Source organism: Streptomyces sp. NPDC104096 (assembly GCF_055584385.1).
In genome coordinates, this window is record NZ_JBVJMD010000066.1 from 1 (window position 1) to 19,827 (window position 19,827).

General features: G+C 72.7%; 18 protein-coding genes. 5 read left to right on the forward strand and 13 right to left on the reverse strand.

Going from position 1 to position 19,827, the window contains the following annotated elements; translation table 11 throughout:
- Positions 1 to 681 precede the first annotated feature (681 nt).
- Positions 682 to 1,707 (forward strand): tryptophan--tRNA ligase, encoded by a 1,026-nt coding sequence (gene trpS / locus ACZ60B_RS37335; protein WP_469395235.1) that lies wholly within the window; start codon positions 682 to 684, stop codon positions 1,705 to 1,707.
- Here the strand turns inward: trpS and ACZ60B_RS37340 are convergent.
- On the reverse strand, positions 1,647 to 2,627 hold the full coding sequence (locus ACZ60B_RS37340) for a GlxA family transcriptional regulator (RefSeq protein ID WP_469395288.1): 981 nt from the start codon (positions 2,625 to 2,627) through the stop codon (positions 1,647 to 1,649). The two genes, trpS and ACZ60B_RS37340, sit on opposite strands and share 61 nt — an antisense overlap.
- Before the next feature lie 149 nt (positions 2,628 to 2,776).
- On the opposite strand from ACZ60B_RS37340, the gene ACZ60B_RS37345 reads away from it, so the two are divergent.
- Entirely contained in the window at positions 2,777 to 3,361 is a 585-nt protein-coding gene (locus ACZ60B_RS37345) for a cysteine hydrolase family protein (protein WP_469395236.1), read from the forward strand.
- A 60-nt stretch (positions 3,362 to 3,421) separates the two neighbouring features.
- Here ACZ60B_RS37345 and proC read toward each other — a convergent pair whose 3' ends face one another.
- From proC to ACZ60B_RS37360, 3 genes are all read right to left on the reverse strand, one after another.
- A complete protein-coding gene (gene proC, locus ACZ60B_RS37350) occupies positions 3,422 to 4,231 on the reverse strand; it encodes a pyrroline-5-carboxylate reductase (protein WP_469395238.1) in 810 nt (269 codons plus the stop codon).
- A 167-nt stretch (positions 4,232 to 4,398) separates the two neighbouring features.
- Positions 4,399 to 5,169 carry an ABC transporter permease gene (locus ACZ60B_RS37355; RefSeq protein ID WP_392622575.1) on the reverse strand — a complete coding sequence of 257 codons (771 nt, stop codon included), beginning with the start codon at positions 5,167 to 5,169 and terminating at the stop codon, positions 4,399 to 4,401.
- Positions 5,166 to 5,978, reverse strand: a complete 813-nt coding sequence (locus ACZ60B_RS37360) for an ABC transporter ATP-binding protein (RefSeq protein WP_469395241.1) — start codon at positions 5,976 to 5,978, stop codon at positions 5,166 to 5,168. Before ACZ60B_RS37360 ends, ACZ60B_RS37355 begins: the two co-directional genes overlap by 4 nt.
- A 238-nt stretch (positions 5,979 to 6,216) precedes the next feature.
- On the opposite strand from ACZ60B_RS37360, the gene ACZ60B_RS37365 reads away from it, so the two are divergent.
- Positions 6,217 to 7,653: a SulP family inorganic anion transporter gene (locus ACZ60B_RS37365; protein ID WP_469395243.1), complete on the forward strand. Its 1,437-nt coding sequence runs from the start codon at positions 6,217 to 6,219 to the stop codon at positions 7,651 to 7,653.
- Here the strand turns inward: ACZ60B_RS37365 and ACZ60B_RS37370 are convergent.
- From ACZ60B_RS37370 to ACZ60B_RS37385, 4 genes are all read right to left on the reverse strand, one after another.
- A complete protein-coding gene (locus ACZ60B_RS37370; RefSeq protein WP_469395244.1) occupies positions 7,620 to 8,393 on the reverse strand; it encodes a class I SAM-dependent methyltransferase in 774 nt (257 codons plus the stop codon). The genes ACZ60B_RS37365 and ACZ60B_RS37370 overlap by 34 nt on opposite strands.
- Before the next feature lie 174 nt (positions 8,394 to 8,567).
- Positions 8,568 to 9,074, reverse strand: a complete 507-nt coding sequence (locus ACZ60B_RS37375) for an EamA/RhaT family transporter (RefSeq protein ID WP_469395245.1) — start codon at positions 9,072 to 9,074, stop codon at positions 8,568 to 8,570.
- Positions 9,075 to 9,117: 43 nt separating this feature from the next.
- A complete protein-coding gene (locus ACZ60B_RS37380) occupies positions 9,118 to 9,396 on the reverse strand; it encodes a peptidase (RefSeq protein WP_469395246.1) in 279 nt (92 codons plus the stop codon).
- A 94-nt stretch (positions 9,397 to 9,490) separates the two neighbouring features.
- Positions 9,491 to 9,802 (reverse strand): SH3 domain-containing protein, encoded by a 312-nt coding sequence (locus ACZ60B_RS37385; RefSeq protein ID WP_469395247.1) that lies wholly within the window; start codon positions 9,800 to 9,802, stop codon positions 9,491 to 9,493.
- A 184-nt stretch (positions 9,803 to 9,986) separates the two neighbouring features.
- Here ACZ60B_RS37385 and ACZ60B_RS37390 point away from each other — a divergent pair, with 184 nt between their 5' ends.
- The gene (locus ACZ60B_RS37390; protein WP_469395249.1) at positions 9,987 to 12,071 is read left to right on the forward strand and encodes a protein kinase domain-containing protein; all 2,085 of its coding nucleotides are present in this window, start codon (positions 9,987 to 9,989) and stop codon (positions 12,069 to 12,071) included.
- Positions 12,072 to 12,143: 72 nt separating this feature from the next.
- On the opposite strand, the gene ilvD is transcribed toward ACZ60B_RS37390, so the two are convergent.
- The 4 genes from ilvD to ACZ60B_RS37410 all read right to left on the reverse strand — a co-directional run bounded on the left by ilvD (position 12,144) and on the right by ACZ60B_RS37410 (position 16,846).
- On the reverse strand, positions 12,144 to 13,997 hold the full coding sequence (gene ilvD, locus ACZ60B_RS37395) for a dihydroxy-acid dehydratase (protein WP_469395251.1): 1,854 nt from the start codon (positions 13,995 to 13,997) through the stop codon (positions 12,144 to 12,146).
- Between the two features lie 193 nt (positions 13,998 to 14,190).
- The gene (locus ACZ60B_RS37400) at positions 14,191 to 14,796 is read right to left on the reverse strand and encodes a TetR/AcrR family transcriptional regulator (RefSeq protein WP_469395253.1); all 606 of its coding nucleotides are present in this window, start codon (positions 14,794 to 14,796) and stop codon (positions 14,191 to 14,193) included.
- Positions 14,793 to 15,614, reverse strand: coding sequence for a sugar phosphate isomerase/epimerase family protein (locus tag ACZ60B_RS37405; RefSeq protein ID WP_469395255.1), 822 nt, complete (start codon positions 15,612 to 15,614; stop codon positions 14,793 to 14,795). Before ACZ60B_RS37405 ends, ACZ60B_RS37400 begins: the two co-directional genes overlap by 4 nt.
- A gap of 290 nt (positions 15,615 to 15,904) precedes the next feature.
- Positions 15,905 to 16,846 carry a Ppx/GppA family phosphatase gene (locus ACZ60B_RS37410; protein WP_469395257.1) on the reverse strand — a complete coding sequence of 314 codons (942 nt, stop codon included), beginning with the start codon at positions 16,844 to 16,846 and terminating at the stop codon, positions 15,905 to 15,907.
- 83 nt (positions 16,847 to 16,929) lie between these two features.
- Here ACZ60B_RS37410 and ACZ60B_RS37415 point away from each other — a divergent pair, with 83 nt between their 5' ends.
- On the forward strand, positions 16,930 to 17,778 hold the full coding sequence (locus tag ACZ60B_RS37415) for a DUF3109 family protein (RefSeq protein ID WP_469395259.1): 849 nt from the start codon (positions 16,930 to 16,932) through the stop codon (positions 17,776 to 17,778).
- Positions 17,779 to 17,889: 111 nt separating this feature from the next.
- On the opposite strand, the gene ACZ60B_RS37420 is transcribed toward ACZ60B_RS37415, so the two are convergent.
- Positions 17,890 to 19,671 (reverse strand): BACON domain-containing protein, encoded by a 1,782-nt coding sequence (locus ACZ60B_RS37420; RefSeq protein ID WP_469395261.1) that lies wholly within the window; start codon positions 19,669 to 19,671, stop codon positions 17,890 to 17,892.
- Positions 19,672 to 19,827: the final 156 nt, after the last annotated feature.

A 19,827-nucleotide genomic window follows, 5' to 3' on the forward strand; every position in this document is an offset into this window, starting at 1 on the left:
ACGCTGTTGAGTTCTCAAGGAACGGACGCTTCCTTCGTACTCACCCTCTCGGGCTTTCCTCCGGGCTTTTTCCCTTCGGTCTTGCGTTTCCGACTCTATCAGACCGTTTCGCGGTCCGATTTCCTCGGTGCTTTCCAGGTTCCCGCTCTCGCGTTTCCCTTTCCGGCGGTTCCGACTCTATCAGACTCTTTCGGGCCTGATTCCCGGTCAGCGGGCTTTGCCTTCCCGGCCGTTGGGCCGTTCCGACGAGTGAGACTTTAGCGGATTCCCGGCTCCCGAGCTAATCGGGGGCCCTGTCCTTTCGAACGCGGATTCCTCATTTCGCAAATACGCACGCCAATGAAACGACGCAGCCTGGCAGACATGCCGACTGAGCGTCGAGTAGTGACGGGTACTTGCGGAATGGCTGTCCGGGGACCGACCGGAGTCGGCGCTCACGTCGGACAACTCGGAGAACATTACGGATCGCGGCGGGGTGTGTCAACTTGCTGCCCGGAGGGCCCTTCGGCCCGTACGCTGGGGGGCATGACTACACGTACGTGCACCCAGCTCTGGTGGGCCGCCTGACGGCGGCCGTACGCACGTATGTACTCAACGGCCGCCGCCTCGGCGGCCGTTGGTGTTTCTCCCTCCAGAGGGGCGGCCGGCCGGGTGCGGCGGTCCCGATCAGGAGGTGACGAGATGAAGCGGGTCTTCAGCGGGGTCAAGCCGACCGGGCATCTGACGCTGGGGAACTACCTGGGCGCCATGCGGCAGTGGGCCGCGGTCGACCAGCACCGGGCGGACGCGCTGTTCTGCGTCGTCGATCTGCACGCGCTGACCGTCGAGCACGATCCCGGCCGGGTACGACGGCTGAGCCGCCAGTCGGCGACGCTGTTGCTCGCGGCCGGGCTCGATCCCGAGTTGTGCACCGTATTCGTACAGAGCCATGTGGACGAGCACGCGCGGCTGTCGTACGTACTGGAATGCGTGGCCACCGACGGCGAGATGCGGCGGATGATCCAGTACCGGGAGAAGGCCGCGCGGGAACGCGAGCGCGGCGGGAGTGTGCGGCTGTCGCTGCTGACGTATCCGGTGCTGATGGCGGCGGACATCCTGGCGTACGGGACCGACGAGGTGCCGGTGGGCGACGACCAGGCCCAGCACGTCGAACTGACCCGGGACCTGGCCGTGCGGTTCAACCAGCGCTACGGACAGGCGTTCGTGGTCCCCAGGGCCACGCACCCGCCGGTGGCGGCGCGGGTCATGAATCTCCAGGACCCGACGTCGAAGATGGGCAAGAGCGAGGACGTCGGGCCGGGGATCGTCTATCTGCTCGACGAACCCGACGCGGTGCGCAAGAAGGTCATGCGGGCGGTGACCGACAGCGGCCGGGACGTCGTGTACGACCGCGAGCGGCGGCCGGGGCTGACGAACCTGCTGGAGATCCTCGCCGCCTGCACGCAGGGCGATCCCCGGGCCCTGGCCGAGGGCTACGACTCGTACGGCGCCCTGAAGAAGGACACCGCGGAGGCCGTGGTCGAGACGCTCCGGCCGCTTCAGGCCCGGCACAAGGAGCTGTGCGCGGACCCCTCCTATGTGGAGGGGGTGCTGCGGGACGGGGCGGAGCGGGCTCGGGCGATGGCCCGGCCGGTCGTCGACGCCGCCTATCGCGCGATCGGGCTGCTGCCGCCGGTGTCGGAGGCGGTGGTGAACGCGGCGCGGTAGGCGCGCGGGCTGGTGGCGAGGCGCGAGGCGAAGTGCTGGCGCATCGTGACCTCGCTGCCGAAGCCGGCCCGGCGGGCCACCTCGGGCATGGGGAGGTCGGTGCGTTCGAGGAGTTTCTGGGCGGCGGCGATGCGCTGGCCGAGAAGCCAGCGCAACGGTGTGGTGCCGGTCTCGGCGGCGAAGTGGCGGGCGAAGGACCGCGCCGACATCCCGGCGCGGGCGGCCAGGTCGGCGACCGTGAGCGGCTGGTGGAGATGGCGCAGGGCGTGTTCGCGGACGGCGGCGAGGGTGTCGGCGTCGCGGTCGGCGTGCGGGGTGGGGCGTTCGATGAACTGTGCCTGGGTGCCGGCGCGGAAGGGGGCCGTGACCATCGAGCGGGCGATGGTGGCGGCCGCTTCCGCGCCGTGGGCGGTACGGACGAGATGGAGGCAGAGGTCGATGCCCGCCGCGGTGCCGGCCGCGGTCCAGATGTTGTCGTCCTCGATGAAGAGGGCGTCGGGGACGACGGTGACGTGCGGATGGTGGGCGCGGAACTCGTCGATCAGGTTCCAGTGGGTGATGGCGCGGCGGCCGTCGAGCAGTCCGGCCTGGGCGAGGGTGAAGGCACCGCCGCACAGGGCGGCGAGGGTGGTGCCGCGGGTGTGGGCACGGCGCAGGGCGTCCAGGACGGGGGCGGGCGCGGGGGTGAGGTGGTCGTCGAGGCCGGGGATCACGATCAGGTCCGCGCGGTCCAGCCAGCCGAGGGTGCGGTCGGGCAGGAGGGAGAGGCCGCCGCGCATCGGGACGGGGCCGGCGGTGTCGGACGCGGCGCGGCGCAGGTCGAAGGCCGGGGCGCCGCGGTCGGTGCGGTCCTGGCCCCAGACCTCGGTGATGACGGAGACGTCGAAGGCCCGGATGCCGGGGAAGGCGACCAGGGCCACGCGGTAGGGCCGGCCGGCCGGGCCGGGGGCGCTGTCCGCGCCGTTCACGCTGCCGCCGGTGTCCGAGCTGTCCACGTTGGCAGTAAACCATCGATCGCTGGCTTTTGATCTGCTGGGGCGGAGGTGCGCCCGGCGGCAGGATCGTGGGCATGGACATCGCAGAGAACGCGGCACTGGTGGTCGTGGACGTGCAGCAGGGCTTCGAGGAGCTGGACTTCTGGGGTACGCGCAACAACCCCGGGGCCGATGACAACATCGCGGCGCTCCTCGACGCCTGGCAGTCGACCGGGCGGCCCGTCGTCTTCGTACGGCACGACTCGGTGAACCCGCGGTCGCCGTTGCGGGCGGGACACGAGGGGAACGACTTCAAGGAGTACGTGGCGCGGCGGCGCGGGAAGGGCGCCGGGGCGGAACTGCTGATCACGAAGTCGGTGAACTCGGCGTTCCTCGGGACGCCGGGTCTGGACGCCTGGCTGAAGGCGGAGGGGATCGGGCAGATCGTGGTGGCCGGGATCCAGACCAACATGTGCGTGGAGACGACGGCGCGGATGGGCGGGAACCTCGGGTACGAGGTGGTGGTCGCGTACGACGCGACGTACACCTTCGACCTCGAAGGGCCGTTCGGCTGGCGGCGCGAGGCGGAGGAGCTCGCGCGGGCAGCGGCGGTGTCGCTGCACGGGGGCGGGTTCGCCCGGGTGGTGACCACGCGGGAGGTCGTCGGCGCGGTGGAGTGAGCGGGCGGTGAACCGCCCGGCCGCCGCCCTGTACGGGGTGGAGCCGGGCGGCGGTGCGGGTCAGTTGTTGCCGGAGGCCAGTTCGCGGCTGCGGTCGCGGGCGGCTTCGAGGGCGGCGATCAGGGCGGCCCGTACGCCGTGGTTCTCGAGTTCGCGGATGGCGCTGATGGTGGTGCCGGCGGGCGAGGTGACGTTCTCGCGGAGCTTGACCGGGTGTTCGCCGCTGTCGCGGAGCATGGTCGCGGCACCGATCGCGGACTGGACGATCAGGTCGTGGGCCTTGTCGCGGGGCAGGCCGAGCAGGATCCCGGCGTCGGTCATCGCCTCGACCAGATAGAAGAAGTACGCCGGGCCCGAACCCGAGAGGGCGGTGCAGGCGTCCTGCTGCGACTCGGGGACGCGGAGGGTCTTGCCTACCGCTCCGAAGATCGCCTCGGCGTGGCTGACGTGGTCGGCGGTGGCGTGGGCTCCGGCGGAGATGACGGACATCGCCTCGTCGACCAGGGCGGGCGTGTTCGTCATGACCCGGACCACGGGGGTGCCGACGGTGAGGCGGTCCTCGACGAAGGCGGTGGTGATGCCGGCGGCTCCGCTGATGACCAGGCGGTCCGCGGGGACGTGCGGGGCGAGCTCGTCGAGGAGGGTGCCCATGTCCTGCGGTTTGACGGTCAGGATCAGGGTGTCGGCGGTCTTGGCGGCCTCCGCGTTGCTGACCGGGACGACTCCGTAGCGGGTGCGGAGTTCTTCGGCTCGTTCCGGGCGGCGGGCGGTGACCAGGAGGTCGGACGGGGCCCAGCCGCCGCGGATCATTCCGCTGAGCAGTGCTTCGCCGATCTTGCCGGTGCCGAGGACCGCGACTTTCTGGATCATGGCTGAGGTGCCCTCCGAGGGGTGCGTCGTCCGGGCTCATCCTCGCATCAGGGGCGGCGGGTGCGGGTGGGGTGTCCGGTGGGCGGACGTGGGTGTCGGGGCGCGGTGCCGGGGTGGGGCGCCGGGACCGCGCGCCGGGGCGCGCGTCCGCCGTGCGGCGTCGCGGGTCAGGTGGTGCGGCGGCGCAGGGTGGCCGCCCCCAGGCCGAGGACCAGCAGGGCGCAGCCCGCCACGATCAGTACGTCCCGTACGAAGGTGGCCGTCATGTCGGTGTGCCTGAGCACCTCGTTCATGCCGTCGACCGCGTACGACATGGGCAGCACGTCGGAGATGGCCTCCAGGACCGGGTGCATCTGGTCGCGCGGGGTGAACAGGCCGCACAGCAGGAGCTGCGGGAAGATCACCGCGGGCATGAACTGGACCGCCTGGAACTCCGAGGCGGCGAAGGCCGAGACGAACAGGCCGAGGGCGGTGCCGAGGAGCGCGTCCAGCAGGGCCACCAGGAGGAGCAGCCAGGGGGAGCCGGTGACGTCCAGGCCCAGGAGCCAGACGGCGAGGCCCGTGGCCAGGGCGGACTGGACGATCGCCAGGCCGCCGAAGGCGAGGGCGTAGCCCGCGATCAGGTCGCCCTTGCCGAGGGGCATGGCGAGGAGTCGTTCGAGGGTGCCCGAGGTGCGTTCGCGCAGTGTGGCGATGGACGTGACCAGGAACATCGTGATCAGCGGGAAGATCCCGAGCAGGGACGCGCCGATGTTGTCGAAGGTGTGCGGGCTGCCGTCGAAGACGTAGCGCAGCAGGACCAGCATCAGGCAGGGGACGAGGATCAGCAGCGCGATGGTGCGCGGGTCGTGGCGGAGCTGGCGCAGGACGCGGGCCGCGGTGGCCGTGGTGCGGGAGAGGTTCAGGGCGGCGGCGGGGGCGGGTGCGGTCGTGCTCATCGGGCTGTCTCCTTCGTGTGGCCGGCCGCGACGGCCTCGTCCACCAGGTGCAGGAAGGCCGCCTCGACCGTGTCGGAGCCGGTGCGGGTGCGCAGGGCGTCGGGGCTGTCGTCGGCGAGGACCTCGCCCTCGCGCATGAGCAGCAGCCGGTGGCAGCGCTCGGCCTCGTCCATGACGTGGGAGGAGACGAGGAGGGTGGCGCCGCGGTCCGCGGCGATGCGGTGGAAGAGGTTCCACAGGTCGCGGCGCAGGACCGGGTCGAGGCCGACCGTCGGCTCGTCCAGGACCAGGAGTTCGGGGGCGCCGAGGAGGGCGACCGCGAGGGAGACGCGGTTGCGCTGGCCGCCGGAGAGGTTGCCGGCCAGGGCGTCGGCGTGGCTCGCGAGGTCGACGTCGGCGATGGCCCGGGTGACGTCGGCACGACGGCGGTCGGCGGCGGCTCGGCCCGGGTCGAGTATCGCGGCGAAGTAGTCGAGGTTCTGCCGGACCGTCAGGTCGTCGTAGACGGACGCGGCCTGGGTGACGTAGCCGATGCGGGTGCGCAGGGCGGGGTGGCCCGCGGGGCGGCCCAGGACCTCCAGGGTGCCGGTGACCTTGGCCTGGGTGCCGACGATCGCGCGCATGAGCGTCGACTTGCCGCATCCGGAGGGGCCGAGCAGACCGGTGATCTGGCCGCGCGGGACGGTGAAGCCGAGGCCGCGCAGAACGGAGCGGGAGCCGCGCAGGACGGTGAGGGCCTCGGCACGGATCGCGGGCGGGGCGGGGGCGCCGGTGGCGGTCTCCCCGGCGTCCGGCAAGTAATTCATCATGTGATGAATAATTCTCGCGAGCGGGCGCGCCGTCAAGAGGGTGCGCGAAGCGGCGCAGGCGCGCGGCGGTGGGATTGGAGGCAGGGCGTCCGGTTCCTGCGCCTCTGTGTTCACCGGCTGCACACACGGATCGGCCCCGCGGCGGACGTCCGTTTCCGACAATGGAATTCAGTTCGCCGAGTCCTCCCCCGGTTCGGCGCCCACGCGTCTCCCGCTGTCGACCGGAGGTGCTGCTGTCATGCGCTGTGGCGTACGCAAGGCCGATCTGTTCGCTTCACTCGTCGTGTTCCTCGTCGCGTTGCCGCTCTGCGTGGGCGTCGCCGTCGCCTCCGGTGTACCGGCCGAGCTGGGCCTGGTCACCGGGATCGTCGGCGGCCTGGTCGCCGGGGCGCTGCCCGGCAGCAGCCTCCAGGTGAGCGGTCCGGCGGCGGGGCTGACCGTGCTCGTGTACGAGGCCGTGCGGACGTACGGCCTCGAAGCGCTCGGGGTCCTGGTGTGCGCGGCCGGTCTGGTGCAGCTCGCCCTGGGCGCGCTGCGGCTCGGGCGGTGGTTCCGGGCCGTGTCCGTGGCCGTCGTGCAGGGGATGCTCGCCGGGATCGGGCTGGTGCTGATCGCCGGGCAGGTCTACGCCCTCGGTGACGTGGCCGCTCCGGGGGACGGGCTCGGGAAGCTCGCCGGACTGGTGTCGCTGCCCGGCCGGATGGACCCGGTGGCGTTGTCGGTGGGCGGTGCCACCATGGCCGTACTGCTGCTGTGGCCGCGGTGGCGGCGGGGGGCGCGGCTGGTGCCCGCGCCGCTGGTCGCGGTGGGGCTGGCGGCGGCGGTGACCGGGGTGTTCGACCTGGAGGTGCGGCGGGTCGAGGTCCGGGGACTGCTGGATGTCGTACAGGTGCCGCCGCCGGCGGAGTTCGGGCGGCTGACGGAAGTGGGGGTGATCGGGACCGTCGTGGCCTTCGCGCTGATCGCGTCCGCGGAGTCGCTGTTCAGCGCGGCGGCGGTGGACCGGCTGCACACGGGACCTCGTACGGACTACGACCGGGAGCTGATGGCGCAGGGCGCGGGCAACACCCTGTGCGGGCTGCTGGGGGCGCTGCCGATGACGGCGGTGATCGTGCGCAGCGCGGCGAACGTGCGGGCCGGGGCGCGGACCAAGGCCTCCCGGGTGCTGCACGGCGTGTGGCTGCTGCTGTTCACCGCGGTGCTGCCCGGGGCGCTCGGGGTGATCCCGGTGGCGGCGCTGGCCGGACTGCTGGTGCACGCCGGCTGCAAGCTCGTGCCGGTGCGCGAGGTGCGGGGGCTGTGGCGCGGGCACCGCGGGGAGGTGGTGGTGCTCGGGGTGACGGCGGTCGCGATCGTCGTAGGGAACCTGCTGGAGGGCGTGCTGGTCGGGCTCGCGCTGGCCGTCGCCAAGACGGCGTGGGAGACCAGCCATGTGCATGTGGAGACGGAGGACCTGGGGGCGGCGGGGCTCGTCGTCCGGGTGCTGGGACACGCGACGTTCCTGCGGCTGCCGAAGCTGCTGGACGCCCTGGAGGCGCTGCCGTGGGACCGGGAGATCCGGCTGGAGCTGGGCGGTCTGCGGCACCTGGACCATGCCTGCGCGGCGGCCCTGGAGGGGTGGGCCGCCGCGCGGCAGGAGCGTCAGGGCGTGGCGACGATCAGCAGGACGTCGTAGACCTCCTCGACCAGGCCGGCCGGGAAGATCTCCAGCAGGCGCTCGCGCTCACGGGCGAGGAAGGCGTCGGCCGCCGACTCGCCGTGCACGAGGAAGAGGGAGTGGCTGCCGAGGTTGGCGAGGTGGGTGTCGAGCGGGACCGTGCGGCTCCAGCGGACCGTGCGTCGCGCGTGCTCCGGGGCGGCCGGCACCCCCTCGAAGACGCGCGGTGCCGTGTAGCCGGGCGAACCCTGCCGGTTGTCGTACGCGCTGCCGAAGTGGCGCCCGATGCGCCGCGCCTGCTCGCTGATCCACGGCACGTCGTGCGGGTCCGTGTTCCACCACAGCGCCAGCGCCCCGCCGGGCCTCAGCACGCGCGCGGCCTCGGGGAGCGAGTGCGCGGGATCGGTCCAGTGCCAGGCCTGGGCGTAGGTGAGCAGGTCGAGGGAGGCGGTGGCGAGGGGGAGCGCGTTGCCGTTCCCGCGCACGAGGGGGACGTCGGGGAGGGTGCGGCGGAGCTGGGCCGCCATGCCGTCCCCGGGCTCCACCGCGATCACCTCGGCGCCGCGGTCGCGCAGCAGGGCGGTCGCGATGCCGGTGCCGGCGCCTATGTCCGCGACCCGGGCGCCGCGCAGCGGGCGGCCCGCGAGCTCCTCGATCGCGTCGAAGAGGGCGGGCGGGTAGCCGGGGCGGTTCGCCGCGTACCGGGCCGCGGCGGCGTTGAAGGAGTGGGCCCGGTCGGCGGAGGAGGAGGCGGTCATGCCGACATGCTTGCGCCGACGACCGGGGAGTACACGCGGTTCAGCCGACGGCTTGAGACGTCCGGGGTGCGTGCGACGGCCGACGCACAGCGGGTGCCCACGCGTCCCGAGGTGAGCGGGACGCGCGGAGCGGGGTGGGCCGGGGGTGCCTGCCGGGACTCCCGGACCGGGCGGTCAGCTGCGGCGCTTCTTCGAGGGATTGCCGGTGCGGCGGGTCGAGCGCTTCTGGTGCGCCTGCCGGGCCGCCTCGTACTCCTCGCGGTGGAGCACCTCGCCGGGAGCCTCGGTGAGGGAGCGGAAGAAGTAGGCGAGGAGCGAGCCGACGAAGCCGATGGCCAGCAGGCCGCGCAGGGAGGCGAGCCGGTCGGCGTCGGGACGCTTGCGGAAGCCCTCCCAGGTGTGGCCGAAGGCCAGCGCGCTGCAGACCGCGAACATCACGACCACGAGCACCGTGACGAAGCTGCCGACGTCGGCGATCTGGAGTCCCTGGTAGGCGAAGCGCAGGACCAGACAGGAGACGGCGGCCGCGGCGAGCGAGCCGACGACCACGCCGATACGCCGCAACCGGTAGCCGTCGTCGTGGTTCACCCAGGTCGTGCCGAAGAAACGGAGGGGCTCGGGGCGGGGCCCGCCGCCCTGGGAGCCCGCGGGGCCGGACGGGGTGTCGGTCTTGTCGGTCACTCCTTGATTATGGCTGGGGAGGACCACGGACTTCTTGGGGGGATCAGGCGCAGCGGGAGGTGATGCAGCCGTCGCTGCCCGTCTGCACATACGCGTCCGAGATGAACTCGCCGTTGCTGATGTTGTCCCAGATGTTCGACGTGCCGTACGTGCCCGTGACGGTCGCGCCCGGCGTCTGGCAGTAGATGACGACCTTGGACGCCCCGGGCAGGGTGCGCGTGATGCTGTAGCCCGTACCGGGGCCGCTGCGGACGTCGAGACGGACGTCCGCCGTCGTGCAGGAGGGCGGCGAGGCCGCCTGGGCGGTCGCCGATGAGCTCATCAGCACGAGGAGTGCTCCGGCGGCGGTGCCCGCCGCAAGCACGGATCGGCGTCCACGGGATGTCATCGGTACCCCCTGGACGGTGGTGACGGTCTCAGGCGCAGCGCGGCCGGATGTAACCGTCGCTCCCGGTGTGCACATACGCGTCCGAGACGTACTCGCCGTCGTCGATGCTGTCCCAGATGGTGGTGGTGCCGTACGGACCCGTGACGGTGGTGCCCGGCGTCTGGCAGAAGACCGGGACCTTGGATCCCTCGGCCAGGACACGGACGATGCTGTAGCCGGTGCCGGGACCGCTGCGGACGTTGAGACGGACGCCCGGTGCGATCGAGTAGTACACCAGCGCCGTGGTGACGGCCTGCGCCTGCGCCGCGCCGTCGATCTCCTCGACACGCTCAACAGCCATGAAAATCCTCCCCCGTTGCACCCCATGACTGCCATGGGGCCCCGTTGATTCCCCCGAATCGCGCTGCGAAACACGCGTAACGCAATTCGCACGCGAAGGCTAGCAAGCCGCCTCCGTCTCGAACGGGTCATCGACTAGGCTCCGTCCGTTCGCGCGCACGGAAGAACAGCACGGGGGTGGTTCCATGGCGCCGCAGCAGAACATCGGAGCGGGCGCGGAAGCGGAACTTCCCGAATACGCCGGTCACTACCCGCTGGAGGCCCGGCTGGGCTCCGGCGGCATGGGCGTGGTGCACCTGGCCCGGAGCACCTCGGGGCTGAAGCTCGCGGTCAAGGTCGTGCACGCCCAGTTCGCCAAGGACCCCGAGTTCAGGGGTCGGTTCCGGCAGGAGGTGGCCGCCGCGCGTCGGGTCAGCGGAGCCTTCACGGCATCCGTCGTCGACGCCGACCCGGAGGCCGGACGGCCCTGGATGGCGACCCTGTTCATCCCCGGGCCGACCCTCTCCGACCATGTGAAGCGGAACGGGCCCATGGAGCCAGCCCAGTTGCGTCGGCTGATGGCCGGACTCGCCGAGGCGCTGCGCGACATCCATCGGGTCGGGGTGGTGCACCGGGACCTGAAGCCGAGCAACGTGCTGCTCGCCGAGGACGGCCCGAAGGTCATCGACTTCGGCATCTCCCGGCCGACGGACAGCGAACTGCGTACCGAGACAGGGAAGTTGATCGGGACGCCACCGTTCATGGCACCCGAGCAGTTCCGGCGGCCGCGGGAGGTGGGACCCGCAGCCGACATCTTCGCGCTCGGGTCCGTGATGGTGCACGCGGCGACGGGGCGCGGGCCGTTCGACTCCGACAGTCCGTACGTCGTCGCCTACCAGGTCGTGCACGACGAGCCCGACCTGACCGGCATACCGGAGAACCTCGCGCCGCTGGTGCTGCGCTGTCTCGCCAAGGAACCCGAGGACCGGCCCACGCCCGACGAGCTCATGCGCGAACTGCGGTCGGTGGCGGCCTCGTACGACACGCAGGTCTTCATCCCGACGCAGCGGACGGGCGACGCGAACGAACCCCGTCCCGAGAAGCCGGAGCGACGCCCCGCAGGACGCAGGGCAGGACCGGCGGCTCTCGGCGCCGGAGTGCTCGGCCTCGCCGTGCTCGGGGCACTGCTCTCGGTCCACCTCCTCGGCGGCGGAAGCGGAACACCGAGGAGCACCACCTCACCCACCGCGTCCGCGCGGTTCGGCGGGTGGCAGTCGACACCCGTGTCCACGACGAGCGCACCCCAATGCTCCTACGGTGCGGGCAAGTTGCTCTGCGCGCAGCCCGGTGTGGTCTTCGCGCTCGATCCGTCCGACGGACACCTGCTATGGCGTCGCGCCATGGCCGGAACGCGCGCGAGCGGGCCGCCGGTGCTGGCGGGCGGTCTCGTACAGCCCGCGCTGGACGACAGCCGCCGGCTGGAGGCGGTCGATCCCGCATCGGGCCGGACGTCCTGGCGGCGGGACCTGCCCGCGCACGACGGGCCGGCGCGAGTCGGGGACATGCTCCTGGTCACCGGCGCGGACGGAACGGTCACCGGCGTGGACAGCGCCTCGGGCGACACGAAGTGGAAGCGCCGGATACCGGGCCAGGGCGTACCGTTCTTCTCCGCGTTCGCCGGTGACCCCCTGGCGTACGCGGCGACCCCGTCCGACGACGGGACGACCACGCGGGTCACCGCGGTGGACCCCGGCACGGGCGACGTGCGGTGGGACGCGCGGCTCAAGGGCTCGCTGAAGGTGGCCGGCGCGGCGGACGGGTCCGTCTTCCTGCTCTCCCTCGACGCGCTGTACGGGAGCGCGACGGCCGTCGTCCGCTACACCCCTGCCACCGGCACCTCACGACGGGTGGCACTCGCCACCCAGCTCGAACAGGCCCACGTCACCGTGCGCGGGAACCTCGTCCATCTCATGGCCTCCGGTGGATCGCTGGTGACCGTCGACATGGATGCGCGTCGGCAACTGTGGAACCTGGAGACGGGCGTGTTCCGGGGCTCGGAGCCGGCCTCCGACGGCCGGCAGGTGTACGTCACCACCCCCGACGGCCGTCTCCTCGCCGTCGACGCCCGTGATGGCCGGCTCCTCGGGCAGACGCGTGCGCGGCTGGGTGCCAACTCGGACCGGGTGGTGGCCTCGCTGCCCCAGCCCGTCGTCGACGGTCACCGGGTCTACGCCGCCGCTCCCGACGGCACCGTCTTCGCCGTGGACGCGCGGCGTCCCTCGGCGTGGTGAGCTGCGCGTGCCGACACGCGAGAGGGGCCGCCTCCGGGGAGACGGCCCCTTCACCCACCCTGGAGGGCGGCGTCAGCCCAGCTTGCTGACGTCGCGCACGGCGCCCTTGTCCGCGCTGGTCGCCATCGCCGCGTAGGCGCGCAGCGCCGCGGACACCTTGCGCTCCCGCTTCTTCGGCGCGTACACGCCGCCGAGGGCCTGCTCGCGGCGGGCCAGCTCCGCGTCGTCGACCAGCAGGTCGATGGTGCGGTTCGGGATGTCGATACGGATCCGGTCGCCGTCCTCGACGAGAGCGATCGTGCCGCCGGACGCGGCCTCCGGGGAGGCGTGTCCGATGGACAGTCCGGAGGTGCCGCCGGAGAAGCGGCCGTCCGTGATCAGGGCGCAGGTCTTGCCGAGGCCGCGGCCCTTGAGGAAGGAGGTCGGGTAGAGCATCTCCTGCATACCGGGGCCGCCCTTGGGACCCTCGTAGCGGATGACGACGACGTCCCCGTCGGTGACCTGCTTGTTGAGGATCTTCTCGACGGCCTCCTCCTGGGACTCGCAGACCACCGCGGGGCCCTCGAAGGTCCAGATCGACTCGTCGACGCCGGCCGTCTTCACCACGCAGCCGTCGACCGCCAGGTTGCCCTTGAGGACCGCGAGACCACCGTCCTTGGAGTACGCGTGCTCGGCGGAGCGGATGCAGCCGTTCTCGGCGTCCACGTCGAGCGCCTCCCAGCGCTCCGACTGGGAGAAGGCCTCGGCGGAACGGACGCAGCCGGGGGCCGCGTGCCACAGTTCCACCGCCTCGGCGGACGGGGAGCCGCCGCGCACGTCCCAGGTCTTCAGCCAGTCGGCCAGGGACGGGCTGTGCACCGAGTACACGTCCTCGTTGAGCAGACCGGCGCGGTGCAGCTCGCCGAGGAGGGCGGGGATGCCGCCGGCCCGGTGCACGTCCTCCATGTAGTACGTGCGGTCCTTGGCGACGTTCGGCGCGACCTTCGCCAGGCACGGGACGCGGCGCGAGACCTCGTTGATCTCCTCCAGGCCGAACGGGACGCCCGCCTCCTGGGCGGCGGCCAGCAGGTGCAGGATCGTGTTCGTCGAGCCGCCCATCGCGATGTCGAGCGCCATGGCGTTCTGGAAGGCGGCGAAGCTCGCGACGGCGCGGGGCAGGACGGTCTCGTCGTCCTGCTCGTAGTAGCGCCGGGTGATGTCCATGACCGTGCGGGCCGCGTTCTCGTAGAGCGCCCTGCGGGCCGTGTGGGTGGCCAGGACCGAACCGTTGCCGGGGAGGGAGAGGCCGATGGCCTCGGTCAGGCAGTTCATCGAGTTGGCGGTGAACATGCCGGAACAGCTGCCGCAGGTCGGACAGGCGTTCTCCTCGATGCGGAGGATGTCCTCGTCCGAGATCTTGTCGTTCACGGCGTCGGAGATCGCGTCGACCAGGTCGAGCGTGCGGACCGTGCCGTCGACGAGGGTGGCGCGGCCGGACTCCATCGGGCCGCCGGAGACGAAGACCGTCGGGATGTTCAGGCGCAGGGCGGCCATCAGCATGCCGGGCGTGATCTTGTCACAGTTGGAGATGCAGATCAGGGCGTCGGCGCAGTGCGCCTCGACCATGTACTCCACGCTGTCCGCGATCAGGTCGCGGGAGGGCAGGGAGTAGAGCATTCCGCCGTGGCCCATCGCGATGCCGTCGTCGACGGCGATCGTGTTGAACTCGCGGGCGATGCCGCCGGCCTCGCGGATGGCCTCGCCGACGATCCGGCCGACCGGCTGGAGGTGGGTGTGACCGGGGACGAACTCGGTGAAGCTGTTGGCGACGGCGATGATCGGCTTGCGGCCGATGTCCGCACCGGGTACACCGGAGGCGCGCATAAGGGCGCGGGCGCCCGCCATGTTGCGGCCGTGGGTGACTGTGCGGGACCTCAGCTCGGGCATCGCGCTCGCTCCTTCAGAGACTGCGATCAGAGACTTCTGACTGCTGACGAGCGTACGCCGGTCATCCAGGGGTCGGGACGGTGTGTCCGGAATACGGGACACATGTCTCACTCGCACGTACGGCGTCACGGTCCCGCCGACGTCACGGCCCCGTCGGTGTCACGGTCCCGCCGACGTCACGGCCCCGTCGGTGTCACGGTCCCGTGAGGTGTGCCTGCACCACCGGTGCCACGCGCGCGACGACCTGCTCCAGGTCCGCCGACGCCAGCGGCTCCACCTTGATCACATAGCGCAGCATCGCGCAGCCCACGAGCTGGGCGGCCGCGAGCTCGGCGCGCAGTTCCGCGTCCGGCAGGTCGAGCCGGGCGGCGATCCGGCCCAGGAGCTGGGAGACGACCAGGCGGCGGAAGACGGCGGCCGCGGTGTCGTTGTTGACGGCGGAGCGGACGATCGCCAGCAGGGGCGTACGGGTGGCGGGGTTCTCCCAGACGCCGAACATGAAGCGGGTCAGGCGTTCGCCCACCTCGTCCGGCGGCCCCTCGGCCACCGCCGTCGGCCCGTTCAGCACGGGCCCGGCGGCGACCTCGATCGCGGCCTCGAAGACCTGCTCCTTGGTGCCGAAGTAGTGGTGCACCAGGGCCGGGTCCACGCCCGCCGCCTTGGCGATGCCGCGTACGGACGTCTTCTCGTAGCCGCGCTCGGAGAACTCCTCGCGGGCGGCGCCCAGGATGCGCTCGCGGGTGTCCGCGGACTCCGCGCGCGGGGGACGGCCGCGCCTGCGGGCGATCGGGCCGGTCACGGCCGGTGCGCCTTCGCCGCCGCCAGATGCAGACGCGTGAAGGCCAGTGCCTCCGCCAGATCGGCCTCCCGCTCGGCGCTGGACATGGCCCGGCGGGTGTTCACCTCGATGACGACATGCCCGTCGAAGCCGGTCCGGGCGAGGCGCTCCAGCAGCTCGGCGCAGGGCTGGGTGCCGCGGCCGGGGACCAGGTGCTCGTCCTTGCCCGAGCCGCTGCCGTCGGCCAGGTGGACGTGGCCGAGGCGGTCGCCCATGCGGTCGATCATCTGGACCGCGTCGGTGCGGGCGGTGGCGGTGTGGCTGAGGTCGATCGTGAAGTGGCGGTAGTCGTCCTTCGTGACGTCCCAGTCGGGGGCGTAGGCCGGCATCTCGCGGTCCCGATAGCGCCAGGGGTACATGTTCTCGACGGCGAACCGCACGTCCGTCTCGTTCGCCATCCGCCAGATCCCGGCGACGAAGTCGCGCGCGTACTGCCGCTGCCAGCGGAACGGCGGGTGCACCACGACGGTGCTCGCGCCGAGCTTCTCGGCGGCCGCGCGGGCGCGCTGGAGCTTGACCCAGGGGTCGGTGGACCACACCCGCTGGGTGATGAGCAGGCAGGGGGCGTGCACGGCGAGGATCGGGATGCGGTGGTGGTCGCTGAGCCGGCGCAGCGCCTCGATGTCCTGACTGACCGGATCGTTCCAGACCATGACCTCGACACCGTCGTAGCCCAGGCGCGCGGCGATCTCGAAGGCCGTAGCCGTCGACTCCGGATAGACGGAGGCCGTCGACAGCGCGACCTTCGCGTCCGGGATGCGCACGACTGGTTCTGCCACGAGGGACAGCGTACGGGGCCTCGGATCACGCCGGAGGGCGCGGGACGGCGGGCGGGCACGGCGACCGGCCCTTACCGGCCTCCCGCCGCGGCCTCCCGCACCGGCTCCGACACCGCCGCGGTACCGGCCCCGGCACGGCCTCCCGGGCCCTTGCGCGTACGGGGCGGCGCGGGCCGGGCCGACGGCCGCACCGTCCGCCCCTCCCCTGCCCGCCCGCGTGCGGGAGGCGGTCCCGGCCGCTGTCCGCCCGCCCGCGTAATGTGACGCGTCGCACGCGCGCGGGCCGGACGTCAGGGCGCCGGAAACCCGTCCATGTGGTCCAGCCTGCGCAGGATCACGCCCTCGCGCAGCGCCCAGGGGCAGATCTCCAGCGCCTCGACGCCGAACAGGTCCATCGCGCCCTCGGCGACCAGCGCGCCCGCCAGCAACTGGCCCGCGCGGCCCGCGGAGACGCCGGGCAGCTCCGCGCGCTGCGCGGGCGTCATCGCGGCCAGCCGGGGCACCCAGGCCTCCAGGGACTCCCGCTTGAGCTCGCGCTGCGCGTACAGACCCTCGTCGGAGCCGGCGGCGCCGGCTATCCGGGCCAGCTGCTTGAAGGTCTTGGAGGTGGCGACGACGTGGTCGGGCACGCCGAGCCGGCTGAACTCCCCGACCGTACGGGCGATCTGGGCCCGGACATGACGACGCAGCGCCCTGATCTCCTCGGGGCCCGGCTGGTCGCCGGGCAGCCAGCCCGCGGTGAGGCGGCCCGCGCCCAGGGGCAGCGAGACGGCCGCGTCGGGCTCCTCGTCCATGCCGAAGGCGATCTCCAGGGACCCCCCGCCGATGTCCAGGACCAGCAGCCTCCCGGCCGACCAGCCGTACCAGCGGCGGGCGGCGAGGAAGGTGAGCCGGGCCTCCTCCGCTCCGGTGAGCACCTGCAACCGGACGCCGGTCTCGGCCTGCACTCGCGCGAGGACGTCGTCGGCGTTGGTGGCCTCGCGCACGGCGGAGGTCGCGAACGGCAGCAGGTCCTCGACGCCCTTGTCCTCGGCGGCCCCGAGCGCGCCATGGATCACGGAGATCAGCTTGTCGACCCCTTCGGGACCGATCGCTCCGTCGTCGTCGAGGAGTTGGGCCAGGCGCAGATCCGCCTTGTGCGAGTGCGCGGGAAGCGGGTGCGCGCCGGGGTGAGCGTCCACCACCAGCAGATGCACCGTGTTCGATCCCACGTCGAGGACACCGAGTCTCATGTAGGGCACGCTACTGCCAGGAACGCCGAGATCAGCCCCCGCTGCGGTCCCTGAAGCGCTCCGGGGCGACTTACCCTGGACGGGTGCCAAAGACGAAAAAGGCGAAGGACGGAAAGTCGGCCAAATCCACCAAGGGTCCTTCGCAGCCGAAGGCTCCCCGGTCGAAGCAGGCCCCGACGGTGAGCGACGAGAAGGGACTCGACTTCGCGCGCGCGTGGGTGGAGTTCCCTGATCCGGCGGACGACGAACAGGTCTTCCGGTGCGATCTGACATGGCTGACCTCTCGCTGGAACTGCATCTTCGGCAGCGGCTGCCAGGGCATCCAGGCCGGCCGCGCGGACGACGGGTGCTGCACGCTGGGCGCTCACTTCTCCGACGAGGACGACGAGAAGCGGGTCGCCGGACATGTGGCGCGGCTGACCCCGGAGATCTGGCAGAACCACGCCGTGGGCACCGAGACCGGCTGGGTCTCCGAGGACGACGAGGGCTCCCGCCAGACCCGCCCCTACCAGGGCTCGTGCATCTTCCAGAACCGGCCCGGCTTCCCCGCGGGCGCGGGCTGCTCGCTGCACCTCCTCGCCCTGCGGGAGGGCCGCGAACCGCTGGAGACGAAGCCCGACGTCTGCTGGCAGCTCCCGGTGCGGCGTACGTACGACTGGATCGACCGGCCGGACGACACCCGCGTGCTCCAGGTGTCGATCGGTGAGTACGACCGCAGGGGCTGGGGCCCCGGGGGCCACGACCTGCACTGGTGGTGCACGTCGGCGACCTCTGCGCACGGCGCGGGCGACCCGGTGTACGTCTCCTACCGGCCCGAGCTGATCGAGCTGATGGGCAAGGCCGGCTACGACCGGCTGGTCGAGCTGTGCGAGGCACGGCTGGCCTCGCAGCTCCCGCTGCTGGCACCGCATCCGGCGGATCCGGCGGGCTGAGCGCCGGCCCCCTCGCGACCGATGCGACCGATGCGCCCGATGCGCCCGGCACATTCGGCGCATTCGGCGTATTCGGTGGGATGGACGTCGCACGACCCGCGCCTGCTCGGTCTACGAGCCGGCCGGGCTCGGGTCGTCGTCATCGTCGCCGTCCGGCGGCGGTGACGGGCTTCCCGGGTCGGAGGAGTCGGAGTCGGTGGGGGTGGGATCCGGGTCGGCGGACGGCGGATCGGACGGCGTCGGCCCGGTGGAGGCCGAGGCCGAGGCCGTGCCGGTCGGCGTCGTGGACGGCGGCCCGCTGGGACTGCCGGGGGCGGAAGGCGCGGGTGCGGTGCCGTATCCGTCGATGGAGACGACCGTTCCGGCCGGGGCGATCGCCACCCGGGCGCTCCAGCGCCCGGACGGCTCGCGCAACTGGTCGACGTGCACCTTGATCGTCAGCGACGCGCCGGGCGCCAGCGTGCCGGACGACCGGCTGAGGTAGAGCCAGGCCGCCCCCGTCGTGGCCGACCAGCGGACCGGGGAGTCGCCGGTCGCGGTGAGGGTGATCAGCGTGGTGTCACCGCTGCTGCTCGCCGTCACGTCGAGGTGGCCCGCGCTCCTGCGGCCGGCCCCCACGACGCTGACCACCGCCACCGAGACGTCCGAACTCCCGGTGGCGCGGGTGCCGGCCCTGGTGCTGGCGTTGCCCGCGTTCTCGTAACCGCCCGGCCCCGAGCCGTCGAGGCCGCCGGGACCTTGCGCCTCGGTCGTGCTCGCGGAGCGGCCGTCGGCGCCCTCCCCGGTCTCGGCGCCCCGGTAGGCGGCCCACAGCGCGAGCACGGGAGCCGCGACCACGGTGGCGACGACGGTGGTGGTGACCGCACGTGCGCGAAGCCGGTCCCGGCGGGCCGCGTGGTCCTTGGGGTCCATCGGGAAGCCCCGCCGGTCGAAGCGCGGGGCCGCTCCCCGCGCGCGGGGAGCGTGCGCCATCGCCGCGTGCAGTGCCGCTCGGGGCGCCTCCAGGACGGGCAGTTCGGCGGGCGTGAACATGGCCCCGGGCCAGCGGCCGGGCACCGCGCGCTCGGCGGCGCGGCGGCAGCGCGGACAGTCGTCGACGTGCCGGACCAGTTCGCGGCGCACGGTCGCGCTGAGGACCAGCTGGTGGTCGCCGGTGAGGTGGGCGACACCGGGGCAGCCGCCGGTCTCGACGACGGCGAGGGCCGCGCGGGTGCGCTCGACCTCGCAGGCGGCGGAGGCGAGCAGCTCGCGGGCGACCGCGGGGTCCAGGCCGACGACGGCGGCCACCTCGTGGGCGGCGAGGTGGTGGCGCACGGCGAGTTCGAGCGCCTCGCGCTGCTCGGGGCTGGTGCCCGCGGCCTCCGGCCAGGCCAGCCGGGCGAGCTCCCGGCGGCGCAGCTCCTGGACCTCCTCGGACACGGGCGACGCGGCGGACGGAGGACCGGGCTGCCCCACGGGCCGCCCGGCGGACTTCGGGGGCTGCGGAGCCTGCGGGGACTGCTGTACGGGATGGCCGGCGGGCTGCGGGGTGTGCGGGGCGCGCCGCCGGGGGCCGGACCGGCCCGCCGCGTGCGCGCTCTGGCGTCGCTGCCTGGCCTCGGTCAGCTTGCGCAGGCAGGCCCAGCGGGCCAGTGCGTACAGCCAGGCCCTGAGGTTCCCGGTGGCCTCCGGGACGCGCTGTCCGCGCCGCTCGACGAGGGCCAGGACCTCGCCCAGGGCGGCGGTCGCCGTGTCGTGGTCGCAGAGCACGGACAGGCAGTACGTGAACAGGCCGTCCAGGTACGGCTCGTAGCACGCGGGCGGCCGCTGGGGCTGCGTACGCGCCGCGGCATGACCGCGCGCCCGGTGTGCGCCGGTGGTGCGGGGCGAGGTGTCCGGACTGCTGCTCATCACCTGTGCGACCGTAGGCGGCGCGAGCAGGTCCCTTCCGGCGCCTTGAGCACTTTTAATCCGGACGGGTGAAACGATCCCTCATAAGGGGACAGGAGGGTTGCGCTCCGTGGCTCGTTCGCGCCAGGGCGTGGCCGGTTCACGGCGGGCCCGGAACCG